This window comes from Streptomyces sp. NPDC005262 (genome assembly GCF_042872425.1).
Lineage (GTDB): Bacteria > Actinomycetota > Actinomycetes > Streptomycetales > Streptomycetaceae > Streptomyces.
In genome coordinates this window covers 212,074-227,866 of sequence record NZ_JBIAKK010000003.1, presented here as the reverse complement: position 1 = coordinate 227,866, position 15,793 = coordinate 212,074, and the positions used below count along the sequence as shown (strand labels likewise).

At 70.4% G+C, this 15,793-nt stretch carries 15 protein-coding genes and 1 pseudogene; 5 read left to right on the top strand and 11 right to left on the bottom strand.

Annotation, left to right across the window (positions count from 1 at the left end):
• Positions 1-108: 108 nt before the first annotated feature.
• Positions 109-1,191: an aldo/keto reductase gene (locus ACFYP5_RS10940; protein ID WP_389033446.1), complete on the bottom strand. Its 1,083-nt coding sequence runs from the start codon at positions 1,189-1,191 to the stop codon at positions 109-111.
• Positions 1,192-1,448: 257 nt separating this feature from the next.
• Here ACFYP5_RS10940 and ACFYP5_RS10935 point away from each other — a divergent pair, with 257 nt between their 5' ends.
• Positions 1,449-2,261, top strand: coding sequence for an AraC family transcriptional regulator N-terminal domain-containing protein (locus ACFYP5_RS10935; RefSeq protein WP_389034435.1), 813 nt, complete (start codon positions 1,449-1,451; stop codon positions 2,259-2,261).
• Positions 2,262-2,578: 317 nt separating this feature from the next.
• On the opposite strand, the gene ACFYP5_RS10930 is transcribed toward ACFYP5_RS10935, so the two are convergent.
• The 6 genes from ACFYP5_RS10930 to ACFYP5_RS10905 all read right to left on the bottom strand — a co-directional run bounded on the left by ACFYP5_RS10930 (position 2,579) and on the right by ACFYP5_RS10905 (position 7,943).
• Positions 2,579-2,755 (bottom strand): hypothetical protein, encoded by a 177-nt coding sequence (locus ACFYP5_RS10930; RefSeq protein WP_389033444.1) that lies wholly within the window; start codon positions 2,753-2,755, stop codon positions 2,579-2,581.
• Positions 2,756-3,183: 428 nt separating this feature from the next.
• The gene (locus tag ACFYP5_RS10925; RefSeq protein ID WP_389034432.1) at positions 3,184-4,218 is read right to left on the bottom strand and encodes an alpha/beta fold hydrolase; all 1,035 of its coding nucleotides are present in this window, start codon (positions 4,216-4,218) and stop codon (positions 3,184-3,186) included.
• 211 nt (positions 4,219-4,429) lie between these two features.
• Positions 4,430-5,035, bottom strand: coding sequence for a GPP34 family phosphoprotein (locus tag ACFYP5_RS10920; RefSeq protein WP_389033442.1), 606 nt, complete (start codon positions 5,033-5,035; stop codon positions 4,430-4,432).
• A gap of 371 nt (positions 5,036-5,406) precedes the next feature.
• Positions 5,407-6,204, bottom strand: a complete 798-nt coding sequence (locus ACFYP5_RS10915) for a polysaccharide deacetylase family protein (protein ID WP_389033440.1) — start codon at positions 6,202-6,204, stop codon at positions 5,407-5,409.
• On the bottom strand, positions 6,198-7,064 hold the full coding sequence (locus tag ACFYP5_RS10910; RefSeq protein WP_389033438.1) for a DMT family transporter: 867 nt from the start codon (positions 7,062-7,064) through the stop codon (positions 6,198-6,200). The genes ACFYP5_RS10915 and ACFYP5_RS10910 overlap by 7 nt, the downstream gene beginning before the upstream one ends.
• 42 nt (positions 7,065-7,106) lie before the next feature.
• A complete protein-coding gene (locus tag ACFYP5_RS10905) occupies positions 7,107-7,943 on the bottom strand; it encodes an SDR family NAD(P)-dependent oxidoreductase (RefSeq protein ID WP_389033437.1) in 837 nt (278 codons plus the stop codon).
• Between the two features lie 195 nt (positions 7,944-8,138).
• Between ACFYP5_RS10905 and ACFYP5_RS10900 the strand changes: the two genes are divergently transcribed.
• A complete protein-coding gene (locus tag ACFYP5_RS10900; protein ID WP_389033434.1) occupies positions 8,139-9,251 on the top strand; it encodes a galactosyldiacylglycerol synthase in 1,113 nt (370 codons plus the stop codon).
• 159 nt (positions 9,252-9,410) lie between these two features.
• On the opposite strand, the gene ACFYP5_RS10895 is transcribed toward ACFYP5_RS10900, so the two are convergent.
• Positions 9,411-10,193 carry a TetR/AcrR family transcriptional regulator gene (locus ACFYP5_RS10895; protein WP_389033432.1) on the bottom strand — a complete coding sequence of 261 codons (783 nt, stop codon included), beginning with the start codon at positions 10,191-10,193 and terminating at the stop codon, positions 9,411-9,413.
• Between the two features lie 93 nt (positions 10,194-10,286).
• On the opposite strand from ACFYP5_RS10895, the gene ACFYP5_RS10890 reads away from it, so the two are divergent.
• The gene (locus ACFYP5_RS10890; protein ID WP_389033429.1) at positions 10,287-11,282 is read left to right on the top strand and encodes an aldo/keto reductase; all 996 of its coding nucleotides are present in this window, start codon (positions 10,287-10,289) and stop codon (positions 11,280-11,282) included.
• Between the two features lie 257 nt (positions 11,283-11,539).
• Here ACFYP5_RS10890 and ACFYP5_RS10885 read toward each other — a convergent pair.
• Positions 11,540-11,870 (bottom strand): annotated as a pseudogene (locus ACFYP5_RS10885) (GNAT family N-acetyltransferase); the annotation flags it as partial.
• 485 nt (positions 11,871-12,355) lie between these two features.
• Between ACFYP5_RS10885 and ACFYP5_RS10880 the strand changes: the two are divergent.
• Positions 12,356-13,156 (top strand): peptidoglycan recognition protein, encoded by an 801-nt coding sequence (locus ACFYP5_RS10880; RefSeq protein ID WP_389033426.1) that lies wholly within the window; start codon positions 12,356-12,358, stop codon positions 13,154-13,156.
• Between the two features lie 54 nt (positions 13,157-13,210).
• On the opposite strand, the gene ACFYP5_RS10875 is transcribed toward ACFYP5_RS10880, so the two are convergent.
• Positions 13,211-14,182, bottom strand: coding sequence for a M56 family metallopeptidase (locus ACFYP5_RS10875; RefSeq protein WP_389033423.1), 972 nt, complete (start codon positions 14,180-14,182; stop codon positions 13,211-13,213).
• Positions 14,183-14,198: 16 nt separating this feature from the next.
• Complete coding sequence (locus ACFYP5_RS10870; RefSeq protein ID WP_389033420.1) at positions 14,199-14,600, bottom strand: BlaI/MecI/CopY family transcriptional regulator; 402 nt, start codon at positions 14,598-14,600, stop codon at positions 14,199-14,201.
• Between the two features lie 308 nt (positions 14,601-14,908).
• Between ACFYP5_RS10870 and ACFYP5_RS10865 the strand changes: the two genes are divergently transcribed.
• Positions 14,909-15,745 carry an undecaprenyl-diphosphate phosphatase gene (locus ACFYP5_RS10865; protein ID WP_389033417.1) on the top strand — a complete coding sequence of 279 codons (837 nt, stop codon included), beginning with the start codon at positions 14,909-14,911 and terminating at the stop codon, positions 15,743-15,745.
• Positions 15,746-15,793 lie beyond the last annotated feature (48 nt).

Sequence of the window (15,793 nt, the reverse complement as noted above, 5' to 3'; positions counted from 1 at the left end):
GCCGGCGTCCACTACGTGGCCGACGGTGTTCGGCGGCCATCACGACCGGTCGCGGACTCGGGCGGGCCTTGCCGAGGGCCGGTTCGTTGCTGTGTCCCGGAAGGGTGGTCAGTAGCGGGCGTTGTTGGCCTGCAGGAGCGGCGACACCGCCGAGGCGCGCCCGTCCACGGTGGCCCCGCCGAACTGGATCATCGGCGCCAACGTCCTGTTGTTGTCGGCGGGGAAGTTCAGCGTGGGAGCGGACACGTCGTCCAGCACACCGCGCTGGGCCTCGGTGAGGGTCACGTCCAGGGCATGCAGGTTGGCCTCGAACTGATCGATGCGGCGCGCACCGACCAGAGTGGAGGTGATCCCGGGACGACCCTGCACCCAGGCCAGGGCCACTGCGGCGGGACTGGCGCCGACTTCGGCGGCGACGGCGTGGAGCGCGTCGATCACGACGTAGTCGGCCTCGCTCGGGGCACCGACCAGCTGCGTGCGCGTGGTGTCGACCGGGCCGGTGGTGGCGCTGGAGTACTTGCCGGACAGGAACCCGCTCTTCAGCGGGCTCCATGGCATCACACCCATGCCCAGGGCCTGAGCCATGGGGATCAACTCCCCCTCCGAGGTGCGTTCGAGCAGGGAGTACTCCAACTGGAGCGCGATGATCGGAGCCCACCCGCGGAAGCGCGCGATGGTGGCCGCCTCGGCAGCCGCCCACGCCGGCACGTCGGAGAATCCGACGTAGCGGACCTTGCCGTCGCGGATCAGGTCATCCAGTGCGCGCAGGGTCTCCTCGACCGGCGTGGTCGGGTCGAAATTGTGCAGCCAGTAGATGTCGACGTAGTCGGTCTGCAGACGCCGCAGCGAGTTCTCCAGCTGTTGCACGATCGCCTTCCGGCCGGGTCCGCCGCCGTTGGGGTCGTTCTCGTACAGGTTGCCGAAGAACTTCGTCCCGACCACGACCCGATCACGCAGCCCCGACCGGCTCGCGAAGTAGTCGCCGATGATCTTCTCGGAGTGGCCGTTGGTGTAGATGTTCGCGGTGTCGATCGAGTTGCCGCCCCGGTCCAGATAGGCGGCCAGGATGTTCGCGGACTCCTGTGGGCTGCTGCCCCACCCGTGATCCTCACCGAAGGTCATCGTGCCCAGCGTGAAGGGGCTGACGCGCAGACCGGAGCGGCCGAGCGTGACGTAGGAATCGAGTGACATGGTGGAACTCCTCGGCGGAACGATGTTCGGGGACGCCGTGGAGGCCATCCCGGTGCCCCTCCATTCGACCTCGCCGCCTGGCGATCTCCTAGATCGATGCGCGCGGATCGTTGCACAATTCGCTCAACCTTGCCCGGATCATGTTGGCCTCGCGCACAATTCCATGGTCCACTGGTGTGGTGCATCACCTGGACGAAATCCGAAACCGGATCGCGCGGCTCGCCGCAGGCAGCCCACGCCCGGTGCGGGTCGAGGGAATGACCGTGTTCTCGACCGAGCACGTGACCGAGCCGCTGGGCACCGTCACCGAACCCGTGATCGCTCTGGTGGCCCAGGGAGCGAAGCGCTCGGTCCTCAATGACCGCGTATTCGACTACCACTCGGGCCAGTACCTCGTCGCGACTGTCGACCTTCCCCTGACCTCACAGATCACGGACGCCACGCCCGCCGAGCCGTTCCTCGCGTTCGGACTTCCGTTGCAACCCGCGATCATCGCCCAGCTGCTGGTGGAAGCGAGCCCCACCGACGTCCCCTCCGATGATGGGCCGGGCATCGCTACCAGCGACGCCGACGACAAGCTGCTCGACGCCGTCGTCCGGCTGCTGCGTCTGCTGGACGAGCCGCGTGACATCCCGGTACTGGCGCCCGGTGTGCGACGCGAGATTCATTGGCGACTGCTGAACGGGCCCCAGGCGGCCCTGGTCAGGCAGATCGGCCTGGCCGACAGTCGCATGACCCTCGTCGCCCGCGCGACCGAGTGGATCAGGAAGCATTATGACCAGGTGATTCGCATCGAGGACCTCGCCCGCGAAGTCGGTATGAGCGTCTCCTCGCTCAACCGGCACTTCCGCGCGGTGACCGCCATGAGTCCGCTGCAGTACCAAAAGCAGCTCCGGCTCCAGAAGGCCCGCATTCAACTCATCGCGGCGTCGCACGACGTGGCCGCGATCGGGCACGCGGTCGGCTACGACAGCCCGTCGCAGTTCAGCCGCGAGTACCGGCGCATGTTCGGAGCCCCGCCCGGTCAGGACGCGGCGCGCCTCCAAACCGCAGTGATCGTCCAGGAGTAGACGCTCGGTCACACCGCCTCCCGCCGTCGGACCGAGCCTGTCCGAGGCACGGACCAGCAGGGCCGCGCCCGGAGACGTAACAGGGTCCTACCGGTTGTCCGCGAAGTCCTCGGCCGGCGGCCGGGGCGGGTCGGCGGGGTGTGGACCGCGGCCCACAACCACCAGGTCATATCTCCCGGGATCAGGGGGTGTTTCAGAAGAGTTGGGTGAAGCAGCCGAACGCGATGGTCACCACACCCACGGCTACCGACACCCTCTTCAGCGCCGTTGACATCTTCATGGGAATCCCTTGCTGGATGGTCGGAGCGTCCGGCACGTCACAGACACATGCGGACGAGCCACTCGTCGTAGTTGTACGCGTTCCTCGCCGGATCCAGGACCGTGGCTGCGTGCCCTTCGGTCGTGTCCTCCAGGCGGATGCGCTCCGGCAGTTTGCCGAACCGGGCGTGACGGGCCACTTCGGCGTCGCTCGGAACCTGCTCTGTTCGCGACATGGGTCGCCTCCTGCGCTTGTCGTGCTGAAGCGTGGATCGTTGCCGGTTGCCGGAGGTGCGGCACCGGCGGGGGCGATGGCCCGTGTGATCACGTGTACGGCGCCGAAGTCGAACTGCCGGAGAGTTCGCGTCGGACGCCGAAGCTGTCACGCACTCACAGCTGCATCACTGGTCAGGCTGGTGACGATGTTTGCATGCGAGTTCGTCACCTGTCAAGGTGGTGACATGGAACACGTCTCTCCCGGTTGCACCGTGGCGCCCGCCAGGGATCACGGGACAGGCCTTGGGCCGACAGCGGAGAGGTGTTCCCATCACGTTGGAGGTCGGCGCTGGAGGCCGGTGCTGGGGGTGGGTGACGCCGAGTTGCGCTGACGGACATCCACCGGGACATCCGCTGGACGACCGTAAGCAGACAGCGGGTTGCCGGATCAAAAGCCGTCGACCTCGACGACGGCTTCGGTGAAGGCTTCAGGGGCCTCCTGCGGCAGGTTGTGGCCGACGCCCTTCAGGGTCCGGTGGGCGTACGGGCCCGTGAAGCGGCCGCGATAACTGGCGCCGTCACCGGGCGGAGTGAACGGATCCAGCTCACCGTCGAGCGTGATCGTCGGGAGCGAGATGACGGGGCTCTGGGCAAGTTGCTTCTCGAGGTGATCGAATTGTGGGTCGCCCTGGGCCAGGCCAAGTCGCCAGCGGTAGTTGTGAATCACGATGGGAACCCAGTCCGGGTTGTCGAAGGCGGCCGCAGTGCGCTCGAATGTTGCGTCATCGAAATGCCACGTCGGGGAGACGTTCTTCCAGATGAGCTTCGCGAAAGCGTGCTTGTACCGCTCCAGGCCGAGCCTGCCCCGTTCCGTGGCGAAGTAGTACTGATACCACCACGCCCACTCGGCCTCCGGCGGTAGCGGCGCCTTGTTGCGCTCACGGTTGGTGATCAGATAGCCGGTCACCGACACCAGCGCCTTGCAGCGTGCCGGCCAGAGCGCCGCGATGATATCGGCCGTCCGTGCACCCCAGTCGAAGCCGGCGAGGACCGCCTTCTCGATCTTCAGCGCATCCATCAGCCCGATGATGTCGAGAGCGATCACCGACTGCTGAGCATTCCGGAACGTCTTGCTCGAAAGGAAGCGCGTCGTGCCATGACCGCGCAGATACGGGACGACCACCCGGTAGCCCTTGGCAGCCAGCATGGGTGTCACGTCGACATAGCTGTGAATGTCGTAGGGCCAGCCGTGCAGAAGGACGACCACGGGGCCGTCGGCGGGGCCGGCCTCGGCGTATCCGATGTTCAGGACCCCGGCATCGACCTGCTTCAGTGGGCCGAAGGACGTGTTACCCGGCCTTCCTGTCGGGGGCACCGTGTGCTTTTCCCGGTCGGGCGCCGAGGCAGATGTCACCGGAAGTGCCGGTATCGAGGTTCCGACAGCCCCTGCGGTGAGAATTCTGGAAAACGTCCGCCTGTCCATCGGGCGCACCTCTCTGCGAAGTCTCCACGCGCTCATGCATGCCGGGCGAGCGGCCACATCGGACGTGGCGGATGAATCATTCGGGACCTGACGTCATGAGCCGGCGACTCGAGGTCGCCATCCGGTTCCATCACGGCATCATCTGCGGTTCATCGCCGGTGGCTGAAGCTCCCGGCTCGTGGACGCGGTTCAGGGTCCACCCGCGCCCCCGTCACTGGCCGCGCCAGATGTTGTCGAAGGCGGCGTCTTCGATGGCTCGCCGTTGCCGTACGGCCTCCAGTTCCATCACTGCGTCGTTGACGGCGGCGAGCACCGTCTCGACCGCGTCGCCGGCCACGCTCGGGGAGGCCTCGGCAGGCATTTCGCGGATTCCGACGGCAGCACCGAGGACCGCGAGGACGGGCTCGTCCGACGTCCAGCGCTCCGCCGCGTGGCGGCGAGCGGGTGAGTCGGCCAGCGCCGTCCGGGCGCTCCGCGCGGGACTCCAGCGGCCGTGCTGCCGGGTGACCTGTCCTTCCGCCTCCAGGGCGGCCAGATAGGCCGAGGACAGTCCGCGGCCCCGGCGCCACAACCAGTCCTCGACCGACTCGTAGGGCGTTTGCCGAACAAGCGACGACGCGGCCTCGTCCAACAGACGATCCGCCAGTGTCCACCGGGCACCCGGCACGATGCGGTCGTCATCCAGCGTCAGGGCCTGGGCATCGATGAGATCGATCACCTCGGCTCCCGCGAGCGCCAGCGACAGATCGCCCTGCTCCACGGGACGGCTGGGCTCCACGTCCAAGGCGACGATCAACAGATCTTGCGGTGTGGTCATGAAGGCTCCACGTCAGAAGCATCGGCAGCGATACGTCGCTGAGCAGCTGGCCCGGCACCGGGCGCGAGGCCGATACGTGGCGGCGGGCCCGAGGCCCGGCCGGACACCGGGGACGGTGCCCGGGGATGTCCGGGGACAGGCGCTTCTCGTACTTGGCCGACTGTAGCCCGGTCGTGCCGGCGGCGGTCGGTCGAAACCAGGGCGATTACTCCGATGCGGGCCATCCGAGGAGCGTGCGCCGCACGAGGGGCCATGCGGTACGGGAACCGAACCGCGGGACAGCGAGCGCAACGCGGCGGCGAGGATCACGAGAGCGGCCGGGGTCAGGGACTGGATACCGGACCGGACGTCCACCGGCGAGGCCGTCGCTCTCACCGGCGGCGCCGTGCCCGGTCAGGAGGTGTGCCGGTGTGGACGCGGCCGATGCCGTGCTCGGCGAGCGGGCCGGCGGTCAGACCGAGGCGGCGGCACTCGGCGAGCAGGCCGGGCAGCGCACCCAGCGCCGCTCGCCAGGCGCCCGGCGCACTCCACCCGTCCGCGTCGTGCAGCAGCACCGTGCCACCGCCGGTCAGATCTGCGAGGACCGATGCCCGCACGGAGCGAGCATCGGCGTACGCGGTCCAGTCCCGGCCCCAGGCCGACCACAGCACCGGTCGCAGCCCGGCGCGGCGGGCAGCCGCCAGGCGGCCCCCGGTGAGGATGCCGTAAGGCGGCCGGTACCACTGCGGAACGGTCCCGCAGATCTGCCGTACCGCGCCGACGGTGCGCGTCACCTCCCGTACGTCGCGCAGCGGTGTGGGGAACCAGGGGCGCTCGTGCTGCCAGCCGTGCACCGCGACCTCGTGACCACCCGCCACAAGCGCCCGGCCGAGGGCCGGATGCCGTTCCAGCGAGCTGCCGACGACGAAGAAGGTGGCCCGCACCCGGTACTCGTCCAGGACGCGCAGGAAGTGTGGGGTACTGGCCGGGTCAGGCCCGTCGTCGAAGGTCAGCGCCACGTGGGCGGGATGGCCCCGGCCGTCCAGCGCCGGGCTGAAAATCCTCCGTACGGGCGGCAGCCAGGTGGCGGCGGGCCCGATGTGCCACGCACCGGCCACGGCCGCACTCACCGCACCGGCCACCGCGCCGGACGACACCGCGGTCCGCCCTGCGCCGGAGCGTCCTACCATCGCTGTTCTTCCTTTCCGGAGACCACCGGTGAACTGCTCAGCTGCACGCTGGCGAGCGCGATGAGCCCCAGCGCCGCAGCCTCCGGCAGCACCCGCCAGCCAAGGTCGATCTGCTCCTCGAAGAGCGCTACGCCCAGAATGACGCTCAGGAACGAGTCGCCGAGCGTGAGCGCGGGCTGCGACGCCGCCAGCGAGCCGGCCCGCAACGTGGCCTGCAGCAGCAGGAAGGAGCCCAGGCCCACGGCCGCGGCCGTGTAGATCTGCCACGTCGCGAACAGCTCCTCGACCCCGCCGGACACCAGGCCGAGAGTGTCCTTGATCAGCGCCGCGGTGAAGGAGAAGCCGATGGCGGTCGCCGACCCCAGTACCGCCGCACGCGCGGAGCCCAGCAGCCGCATGCCCACCACGATCAGCACGGTCGACACGGCGGCGGCGGGCACGGCGCCGAGCAGCCACCTCCTCGGCGGCACGGTCTCCAGGCCGCCGGTCGGACTGGCCAGCAGGAGGAAGACCACCAGACCCAGCGCCATCCCGAGGAACGCACCCCAGGTACGAACCCCGGGCGGCCTCCGGAAGACGATCGCAGCCAGCACCAGTGTGAACAGCAGCTCCGTCGTCATCACCGGCTGCACCACAGCCAGTGGCCCGGTCGCCAGGGCGAGGGCCTGTGCCAGCCCGGAGACGACCAGCAGCCCCGCACCCCAGCGCCAGGCCGGCCGGCGGATGAATCCCAGCCTTCCGAACAGATGGCTGCCAGGGAGGCCGGGCAGGTCGACCGTCGCGGCGCGGCGCTGCAGCACGGAGGCTCCCGCGTTCCCCAGTGCGGCGAGCAGCGCCAGTACGACGGAGAGGATGATCACGTGTCACCAACCCTGCGCGCGAGTCCGTTGCGGTGGCCCCGCTCAGCCAAAGCGCGTGGCCAGCTTGCGGAAGAGCCGCGGGGCCACACCTTGCACCCGGCCCGGCACGCCCAGCCAGCGCGGCACGGCGATCTCGTCCCGCCCACCGGCCAGCGCCTCCTCGACCGCTGCCGCGACCCGCCCGGCGGATACCGGCCGTGGCCAGGACCGCGTGTACGGCGTGCCACGGCGGGTGAAGAACGGAGTGTCGACGGGCCCCGGCAGCACCAGGCAGAGCTGGACGCCGGTGCCCTGGAGTTCGTAGCGCAGGCTGTCCGCGAACGCGATCAGCGAGCCCTTCGTGGCCGCGTAAGCCGCCTCACCCCGCACGCCGAACCGGCCGGCGACAGAGCCGATGAGCACCAGCCGGCCCGATCCGCGGGACACCATCTGCGGCAGGACCAGGCGAACGAGATGGAGAACGGCGCAGACGTTGACGTTCACCAGGCGGTCCAAGGTGGCGGGCGGCATGTCGGTGTAGGCGCCGGCCCAGCCGAGCCCCGCCGCGGCGACGAGCGCGTCGACCCTGCCGCTGTGCGCCAATGCGGCCTCGGCCAGCCTGCGGCAGCCCTCCTCGGAGGCCAGGTCCATCGGCAGCGCGACACCGGAAGTGCGTGCGGCGACGCTGCCTAGCCGGCCTTCGTCCCGCCCGTTCAGCAACAGCTCCCAACGGCCGCCGACCGCGAGCCGTGAGGCGACTTCGGCACCGATACCGGAGGAGGCCCCGGTGATCAACGCGACCGGACGCGGGCCGCGGGCAGACGGGCCGGCGGCCGCAGCCGACAGCGCCACTTCGGCTTCGGCTGCGGGCATACCGCGGGGTAGGGGGCTCTTGCGCATGGGCCTTCCGTCCTCCGGGGCCGCCGACATCCTGGTGCTCTCGAAGCACCGCCTGTACCGACCCGTACTGAGTAATCCTTCATGCAACCGACGCAACGGCAAACGCGCACGACCGCACTGGGCTAACGGCCCGCCCGTCCGGGTGTGCGCACCGGCCGCCATGCGCGGAGGATCCATGCGGAGGAATATCCAAGAATGGGACGTCGGATTCTGATCGTCAGCGCGAGCATGGGCGCCGGACACGATGCCGTCGCCGCCGAACTGGCCGAGCGTCTGCGGTCCGGCGGCCACCTGACAGCATGCGTGGACCTCCTCGACCTGCTGCCCCCCGGCGCCGGGCGCGGGCTGCGCGCCGTCTACCGCACGACGCTGCGCCGCTGCCCATGGGCCTACGGAGCGGTCTACTCGGCATTCTTCCGCGACCACGGGAACCCGGGCGACCGGAACAACTGGGCGCCGGGCACCGGGCCGCTGGCCGCAGTCCTGGAGCCGCGCCTGCGCAACGTCGTGGAACGCTGGCGACCGGACGCGCTCGTGTCCACCTTCCACCAGGCTGCTCAGGTCACGGGGCGGCTGCGGTCCCGGGACGGCGTCTGCCCTCCCAGCACGGTCGTGGTCACCGACTTCGCCGTGCACCGGCAGTGGCTGCATCCCGGCAACGACCTGCACCTGTGCCTGACCGAGGCCGCCGCGGCACGCGTCCGCGCCACGACCGGACGCCCGGCAGAGGTGTGCGGCCCGATCGTGCCCCCGGTCTTCGCCTCGGCCGGCCAGGAGAACCCGGGCGGGCGGCCGTCCCGCTGGGCGCGGGAGTTCGCCCGGCGCGGCCCCGACCGCGCAGCCGTGCTGATTTCGGCCGGGGCCTGGGGCGTGGGCCACGGGCTGACCGACACGGCGCTGCTGCTCGCCGGCGCAGGCCACATACCGGTGCTGCTGTGCGGCAGGGACGAACAGCTGCGGGAGCGTGCCGCGCTGCTCCCCGGCGTTCTGGCACTGGGCTGGGTCGAGGACCTGCCCGAGCTCATGACGGCGTCGAGCGCCCTGGTGGACAACGCCGCGGGGCAGACGGCCCAGCAGGCCCTTGCCGCCGGCGTACCGGTCGTCGGATACCGGCCGATCGCCGGCCACGGCGCCGAGGGTGTCAACGAGATGGCTGCCGCAGGCCTCACCGAGCATGCTGCCGACGAGATCGCGCTGCTCCGCTCGCTGGACCGGCTGGTCCGCCCCGGCCCCGACCGGGACCGACAGGTCGCCGCAGGGCGGGCTGTCTTCACGGTGGACGCGGCCGGACTGGTCGCCTGCTCCTGACCACCACCGACGACCGGTTGCTGCTCGGGGTGCAGGAGGGCGCCACCCGCCAGGGCAGGCCGCACGGGCCGGCCGGTCGCCACATCGCGTGAGCCGCACATCGGCTGCTCCGACCGACCGCGACCGCCGACGACAGCGACCGTGGCCCCTGCGGCAGGCTCAGGTCGGGGTGTCGCCGGTCGTGGGCCCGGTCGGGGACGCGTCCGGCGTCGGGGTGCCGTTCGTGGTCGCGAGGCGCTGGAGCCACTCGCGGAGCAGTACGGCCTCGCCGGGCGAGAGCGCATCGGAGAGGTCCGGCAGGACGGCGGCCAGGGCGATCGCCCTGGCGGCGGGCGTGTCCAGGTCGTCCGCGGGCCGGGGATCCGTGGTGAGGGAAGCGAGCACTGTGTCGCGCGTACGGGCGGACAGTTCGCTGTCCCGTGCGCCTGCCGGATCGGCGATCAGCGTCAGGGCGACACCGACGCTCGTGGCCTGCACCATCTGCGCGGCGGCGGCGACCGGAACGCGCAGGCGACCCGCCCGGGCGACCCGCTCCAGCATGCCGACGAGAGCCGCATGGGCCTCCTCCGCGGCGGCGGGGCGCTCGCCCGGCCGCACGGCGCCGTACATCAGTGCGTAGAACGACGGGTGGGTCAGACCGAAGTCGATGTGCAGGTCCCAGCCGCGTCGCAGGTCCTCGACCGGATCGCCGGTGGCCCGGAGCGACTGCTTGTCCGACAGGTAGCGCTCGAAGCCGTACGCCGTGACGGCTTCGAGGAGGCCCTTCTTGTCGCCGAAGAGCCGGTAGAGCGTGGGCGCCTGGACACCGGCGGCCTGAGCCACGGCGCGGGTGGAGACGGCGTCGCCGCCGCCCTCGGCCAGCAGTTCCGCGGCGGCGGCGAGGATCCGGTCGCGGGTGTCGGTGCTTCTCTCGGATCTCTCGGAGATTTTCTCGGCGGTCATGGAATCAACGCTACCTGAGTCCTGTTAGCATCGGTGACATCGCTGATAACGACTTCTCGTTATCGACGCTAACGTACGATTGGATCGCTCTCTGTGAACACCCGCATTCTCGGCACCGACGGCCCCGCGGTCTCCTACCTCGGCCTGGGACTCATGGGCATGTCTGACCTGTACGGACCGGCCGACGACGCCGAGTCCGTCGCCACCGTCCACGCCGCACTCGACGCCGGCGTCACGCTCCTCGACACGGGCGACTTCTACGGCATGGGCCACAACGAGCTGCTTCTCCGTGACGCCCTGCGCGGTCGCAACCGCGACAACGCCGTGATCAGCGTGAAGTTCGGGGCGCTGCGCGACGCCCTCGGTGGCTGGAGCGGCTACGACGGCCGTCCCGCGGCCGTGAAGAACTTCCTCGCCTACTCCCTGCGTCGCCTCGGCACCGACCACATCGACATCTACCGCCCCGCCCGGCTCGACCCGAGCGTGCCGGTCGAGGAGACCGTCGGCGCCATCGCCGAGATGGTCCAGGCCGGTCTGGTCCGCCACATCGGCCTGTCCGAGGTCGGCGCGGAAACGCTGCGCCGCGCCCAGGCCGTGCACCCCATCGCCGACCTTCAGATCGAGTACTCGCTGATCTCCCGCGGTATCGAGGACGAGATCCTGCCCACCGCCCGTGAGCTGGGCATCGGCGTCACCGCCTACGGTGTGCTGTCCCGCGGCCTGATCAGCGGCCACTTCACCAGTGACCGGAAGCTCGCCGCCGACGACTTCCGCGGCATCAGCCCGCGCTTCCAGGGCGACAACCTCGACCGCAACCTCGCCCTGGTCGAGGCGCTGCGCAAGATCGCCGAGGCCAAGGGCGCCACCGTCGCCCAGATCGCCATCGCCTGGGTCGCCGCCCAGGGCCAGGACATCGTGCCGCTGGTCGGCGCCCGCCGCCGTGAGCGGCTGTCCGAGGCGCTCGGCGCCGAAACCGTGACCCTCACGGAGGCGGATCTCGCCGTCATCGAGCAGGCCGTTCCGGCCGGCTCCGCGGCGGGCGCGCGCTACGCCGCGCCACTGATGAACCACCTCGACAGCGAGCGCTGACCCCCGGCGCCCGTGCGGCGGCACCGACATCCCCCGGTCCGGCGCCGCCCGGGCCGGGCGGCGCCCCTCACGGGTGCCGCCCGGCGACCACCCACCCGGGACTCGGCCCATGCCCTCCGCGCCCGTCGCCACCCGCTTTCGTCGTTCTCGGCGATGCGACTGTCGGTGCACCATGGCGTCGCCGATCCTCCGACCGGCGAACGCCTGCAGGGGCCTGGGTGCGGAAGTGGATGTGACCGGCGCGGTCGCAGCAGACTTCAGACGTCGATGTCGCCCTGGACGAGGGCGTGCAGGTGCTGGTCGTGCCAGCCGTCCGAGTGCAGCAGCGCGCTGCGCATGGTGCCTTGGAGGGAGTATCCGGCCTTGGCCGCCACCCGGCAGGACGCCGGGTTGGCCACCGAGTGGCACAGTCGGAGACGGTGGAGGCCGAGGTCGTCCAGGGCCCACCGGCTGACGCTTCGTGGCCTCGACCGCCACACCGCCGCCGCGTGCTGCGGGCAGGAGCCAGTACACGATCTCGGCACTGCCGCCCTTGAGGTCGATGCCACTCCACCCGATCAGACCCGTGGCTTCGCCACCCGGCTGAGCTGAGCCCGCACCGGTCGCCGTCACGGGAACTGTCCTGCGACGGCGGCCCCGAGGTCCTTTCCATCGCCCCCGCAGCCTGCCGCACGGGTCGGCCGAGCTGTCGTCGGGCTTACACCGAGGTCGGCCCGTCGTACTCGCCTGCATGCAGTAGTCCGGCGCGCGCGGCGAACCTCCTGCCGCAAGGCTGATGGCTGTCCCGCAATCCCTGGCGGGCGCGCGACGACCGCTACGGCGCCTCGCCGCGTTGTCGGAACGCCCGAATACATTCGCCATGCGGACGCACCTCCGCATGGCGATGCACCGCATCTCACGCCGTGCGCTGATCCATCAGGGATTACGGGACAGCCCTTCGCGGGCTCACGTGCTCCCGCCGCCCGCTCGGCGAAAAGGAAAGAAGGCCCCCTGTGCGTATGTGGCGGATAGTTCTGCCCCTCACAGCTTCCATTGCGGCTGTACCACTCGTGGCGGCACCGGCAAGGGTGACGATGGCCGGGGTCGTCGGCGGGACGATGCCGGGCAGCCCCGCTTCGGTGCTTCCGGCCGGTACGGGGCCGGCGCCGACCGTCGATTCCACGCCGTCGCTCGTTGCGCTGAGTGCGATGGCGTTCCCCCATGCGGCACTTCGCCCCGCCATCGTGTCGCGTGCGCAGTGGCGGGCCGACGAGACCAAGCGCGATCCCCGGGCCCACTACGCGAACGGGGTGACGGCGATCTTCATTCACCACACGGACACGACCAATGCCTACGACTGCGCCGACGTGCCACATATCCTGCGCAACCTGTACACGGGCCAGACCCGTGACCGGGACTGGGGGGACATCGGCTACAACTTCCTCGTCGACCGGTGCGGCAACATCTACGAAGGCCGCGCCGGAGGTGTCGACCGCCCCGTCGTCGGCTCCCACACACTCGGGTTCAACCAGGGCACCGCGGGGATCGCGGCGATCGGCACCTTCGAGCGAGGGGCAAAGGTGCCGGCGCCCATGGAACATGCCATCGCAGCCATCGCCGCATGGAAACTCGGCCTGCGCGATGTCGACCCCCGCAGCAAGGTTCGACTAACGTCCACCAACGACAAGAGCCGCTACCTCAAAGGAACTTCCGCCACTTTCAATGCCATCTCCGCCCATCGCGACGGCTTTGCCACCGACTGCCCGGGGGAGGCGCTGCTCGCTCGCCTCCCCGCGATCCGGGACCTGGCGGCCCGCCTCCAGCACAGAGGTCTGCGCGAACCCGTTCGTGTCCAGCTTTCCCAGGCCTTGCCGAGCCTCGACGGCAGTAGCTGACCGCCCACCCGTACGCGGTGCGTCTCCGGGGTTCTCGGCCCGGGGAACTGCCGGTCAGCTGCCCCTGGCCCGCTCCAGCACCTCGTGCAGATCCCGGGCGGCTTCGAACGTGCACAGGACGGCAGCCGTCAGGTAGGCCGCGGTGACCGCCGCTCGCCACTTCCCGCCCGTCGGTGCGGGGGACAGGAGCGCAGCCACCCGCCGCGGCACAGGGCCCGCCTTGTCCAGCCCGTTCCGCTCCCCCTCCGTCCGGCGCCCCGCACCCCGGCGGCCGAGAAGTCCCAGGGCCGCGGCGGGCAGCCGTCGCAGACCACCGGAGCGCTTTGTCGCCAGCGCCGCCTTTCCCACGGTGACAGCCACCCGCCGCCGGTCGCCGGTGGTGCCTGCCGCGGCCTCGTCCGCCCACCGCTCCACCGTGTAGGAGACCTGAGCCGCCAGAGGGCGCACCAACGGGTTGGCGGTTGCCGCCAGTTGGGCCGCTGCGGCGAAGAGATAGTGGTGCGCGCGCAGATGGGCCCGCTCGTGCGCGAACAGGATTGCCCGCTCGGTTTCGTCGAGCGTGGCCAGCATGCCCGTCGAGACCACGATGCGGCCGGGCAGTCCGGGCATCGCGAAGGCGTCGGCGGCCGACTCCTCCATCACCACGAGCGGATCCTGACCCGGGAAGCATGCGGACTCCAGAACAGCCGCGCACACCGCCCGCACCCTGCGGAGCACGAAGCGGGAGGCGACCACGGTCACGGCGAGCAGCAGCACCGCGGCCGGCACGGCCACCGGCACCCACGCCGGATCGTCGCGTCCCAGCACCGCCGGTGACAGATCGGCGAGTCGGGCGATCCTCGGGATACGCACCAGGCCGGCGAGGGCGAGCAGGCCGAGTACCGTCGTACTGCCCGCGGCCAGCACCACGGACGCCGTGGTCAGCACCCAGGTGGCCAGCCGCGGTTCCAGCCGGTCGGCAAGCGGCCGGGCGGCGGGTCCCGCGAGCAGCGGGAAGAGCAGCGGCAGGTAGATGGCGAGATGCATGGCAGCCTTCGTGTCCCTACCGGCCGGAGTCCAGGTCGCCGCCGAGCAGGCGGCGCAGAAGCGCCTCGTCACCGCTCGACAGGTCGTCGACGAAACGCGTGAGAACCGTCTCGCGATCCGGAACCTCCTCCATGGCCTGGCGCATCCGCCGGGCGGCGAAACCCGGTTCGTCGGTCGCGGGCGCGTAGGCGAAGGCCCGGCCTCGTGGGACCCGGGTGAGCACGTCCTTCTCGTACAGCCGGGTCAGGATGGTCACGACGGTGCTGTACGACAAGTCGTCGTCCATGGCTTCACGTACGGCTCTCGGGGTGAGCGGCTCCTGCGCCGACCGGAGCACGGCGAGCACCTCGGCCTCCCGCTTCCCGTTGGCCAGGCGGCTGTCCGTCTCGTGTGTCCCGGCACGCTCGACCGCATCCACCGTTGGCTGCCTCCTGGCTCATCCTCTACAGTCACACCCATCTTCTACGCGCGCGTAGAAGACAATGGCCTTCCCCGAGTGTGCCACGCATGCTCTTGAACCGTGACGCCCGCCGCCAGGACAGGAATCCCATGCCCCGTGACACGCCCGAGCCCAGGGCACTGCCCGGCCCGGGACCGGTTCACCCGCCGACCGGCTGCCGCAGGCTGCGCTGGCCTCGCTTCCCGGGGCTGCGGCCCTGAGCCGAGAGTGCCATCGCACCGCACCACCACCGTCATCCCATCGAATGCTTCGCAAGGACGGAACACTTGAGCGCCATCACCATCGGACAGGCCGTCGTTCTCGGCATCGTGGAGGGGGTGACCGAGTTCCTGCCGATCTCCTCCACCGGGCACCTGAAGATCACCGAGGGGCTGATGGACATCCCGGTGGACGACAAGGGCGTCGTTGCCTTCACCGCCGTCATCCAGGTGGGTGCGATTGCCGCCGTCCTCGTCTACTTCTTCAAGGACATCGTCCGATTCGTCACCGCGTGGACACGGGGCCTGGCCCATCGCGACCAACGGGACAGCCACGACTACAAGTTCACCTGGTGGGTCATCTACGCCACGATCCCGATCGTGATCGTCGGACTCGCCGCGAAGCGGCTCATCGAAGGCCCGCTCGCCTCGCTGTGGGTGGTGGCCGGATCGCTGATCGTCGGCAGCGGCGTGATGTGGGCGGCCGACCAGATGGGCCGGCACAGGCGAGGCGAGGAGGACACCACGTTCAAGGACGCGATGCTGGTCGGCTGCTCCCAGATCCTGGCGCTCCTCTTCCCCGGCTTCTCCCGCTCCGGCGCCACCATGTCCACCGGCCTCATCCTGGACCTCAACCGGGTCGCCGCGACCCGCCTCTCGTTCTTCCTCGGTATCCCGTCACTGACCGGCGCCGGACTGTACGAGCTGAAGGACGCGGTCGGCGGCGGGGTGGGCGCGGTCCCGCTCGCCGTGGGCACGGTGGTCTCCTTCGTCGTCGCGTACGCCTCGATCGCCTGGCTGCTGAAGTTCGTCGCCAAGCACTCGTTCAACGCGTTCGTCATCTACCGCATCATCGTGGGCGTGCTGCTCTTCGCTCTGCTGGGCGCGGGTGTCCTCAACGCCTGACGGACAGACCCCGCAGGAGGGACGGCGAGGCCGACGGGCCTCGCCGTC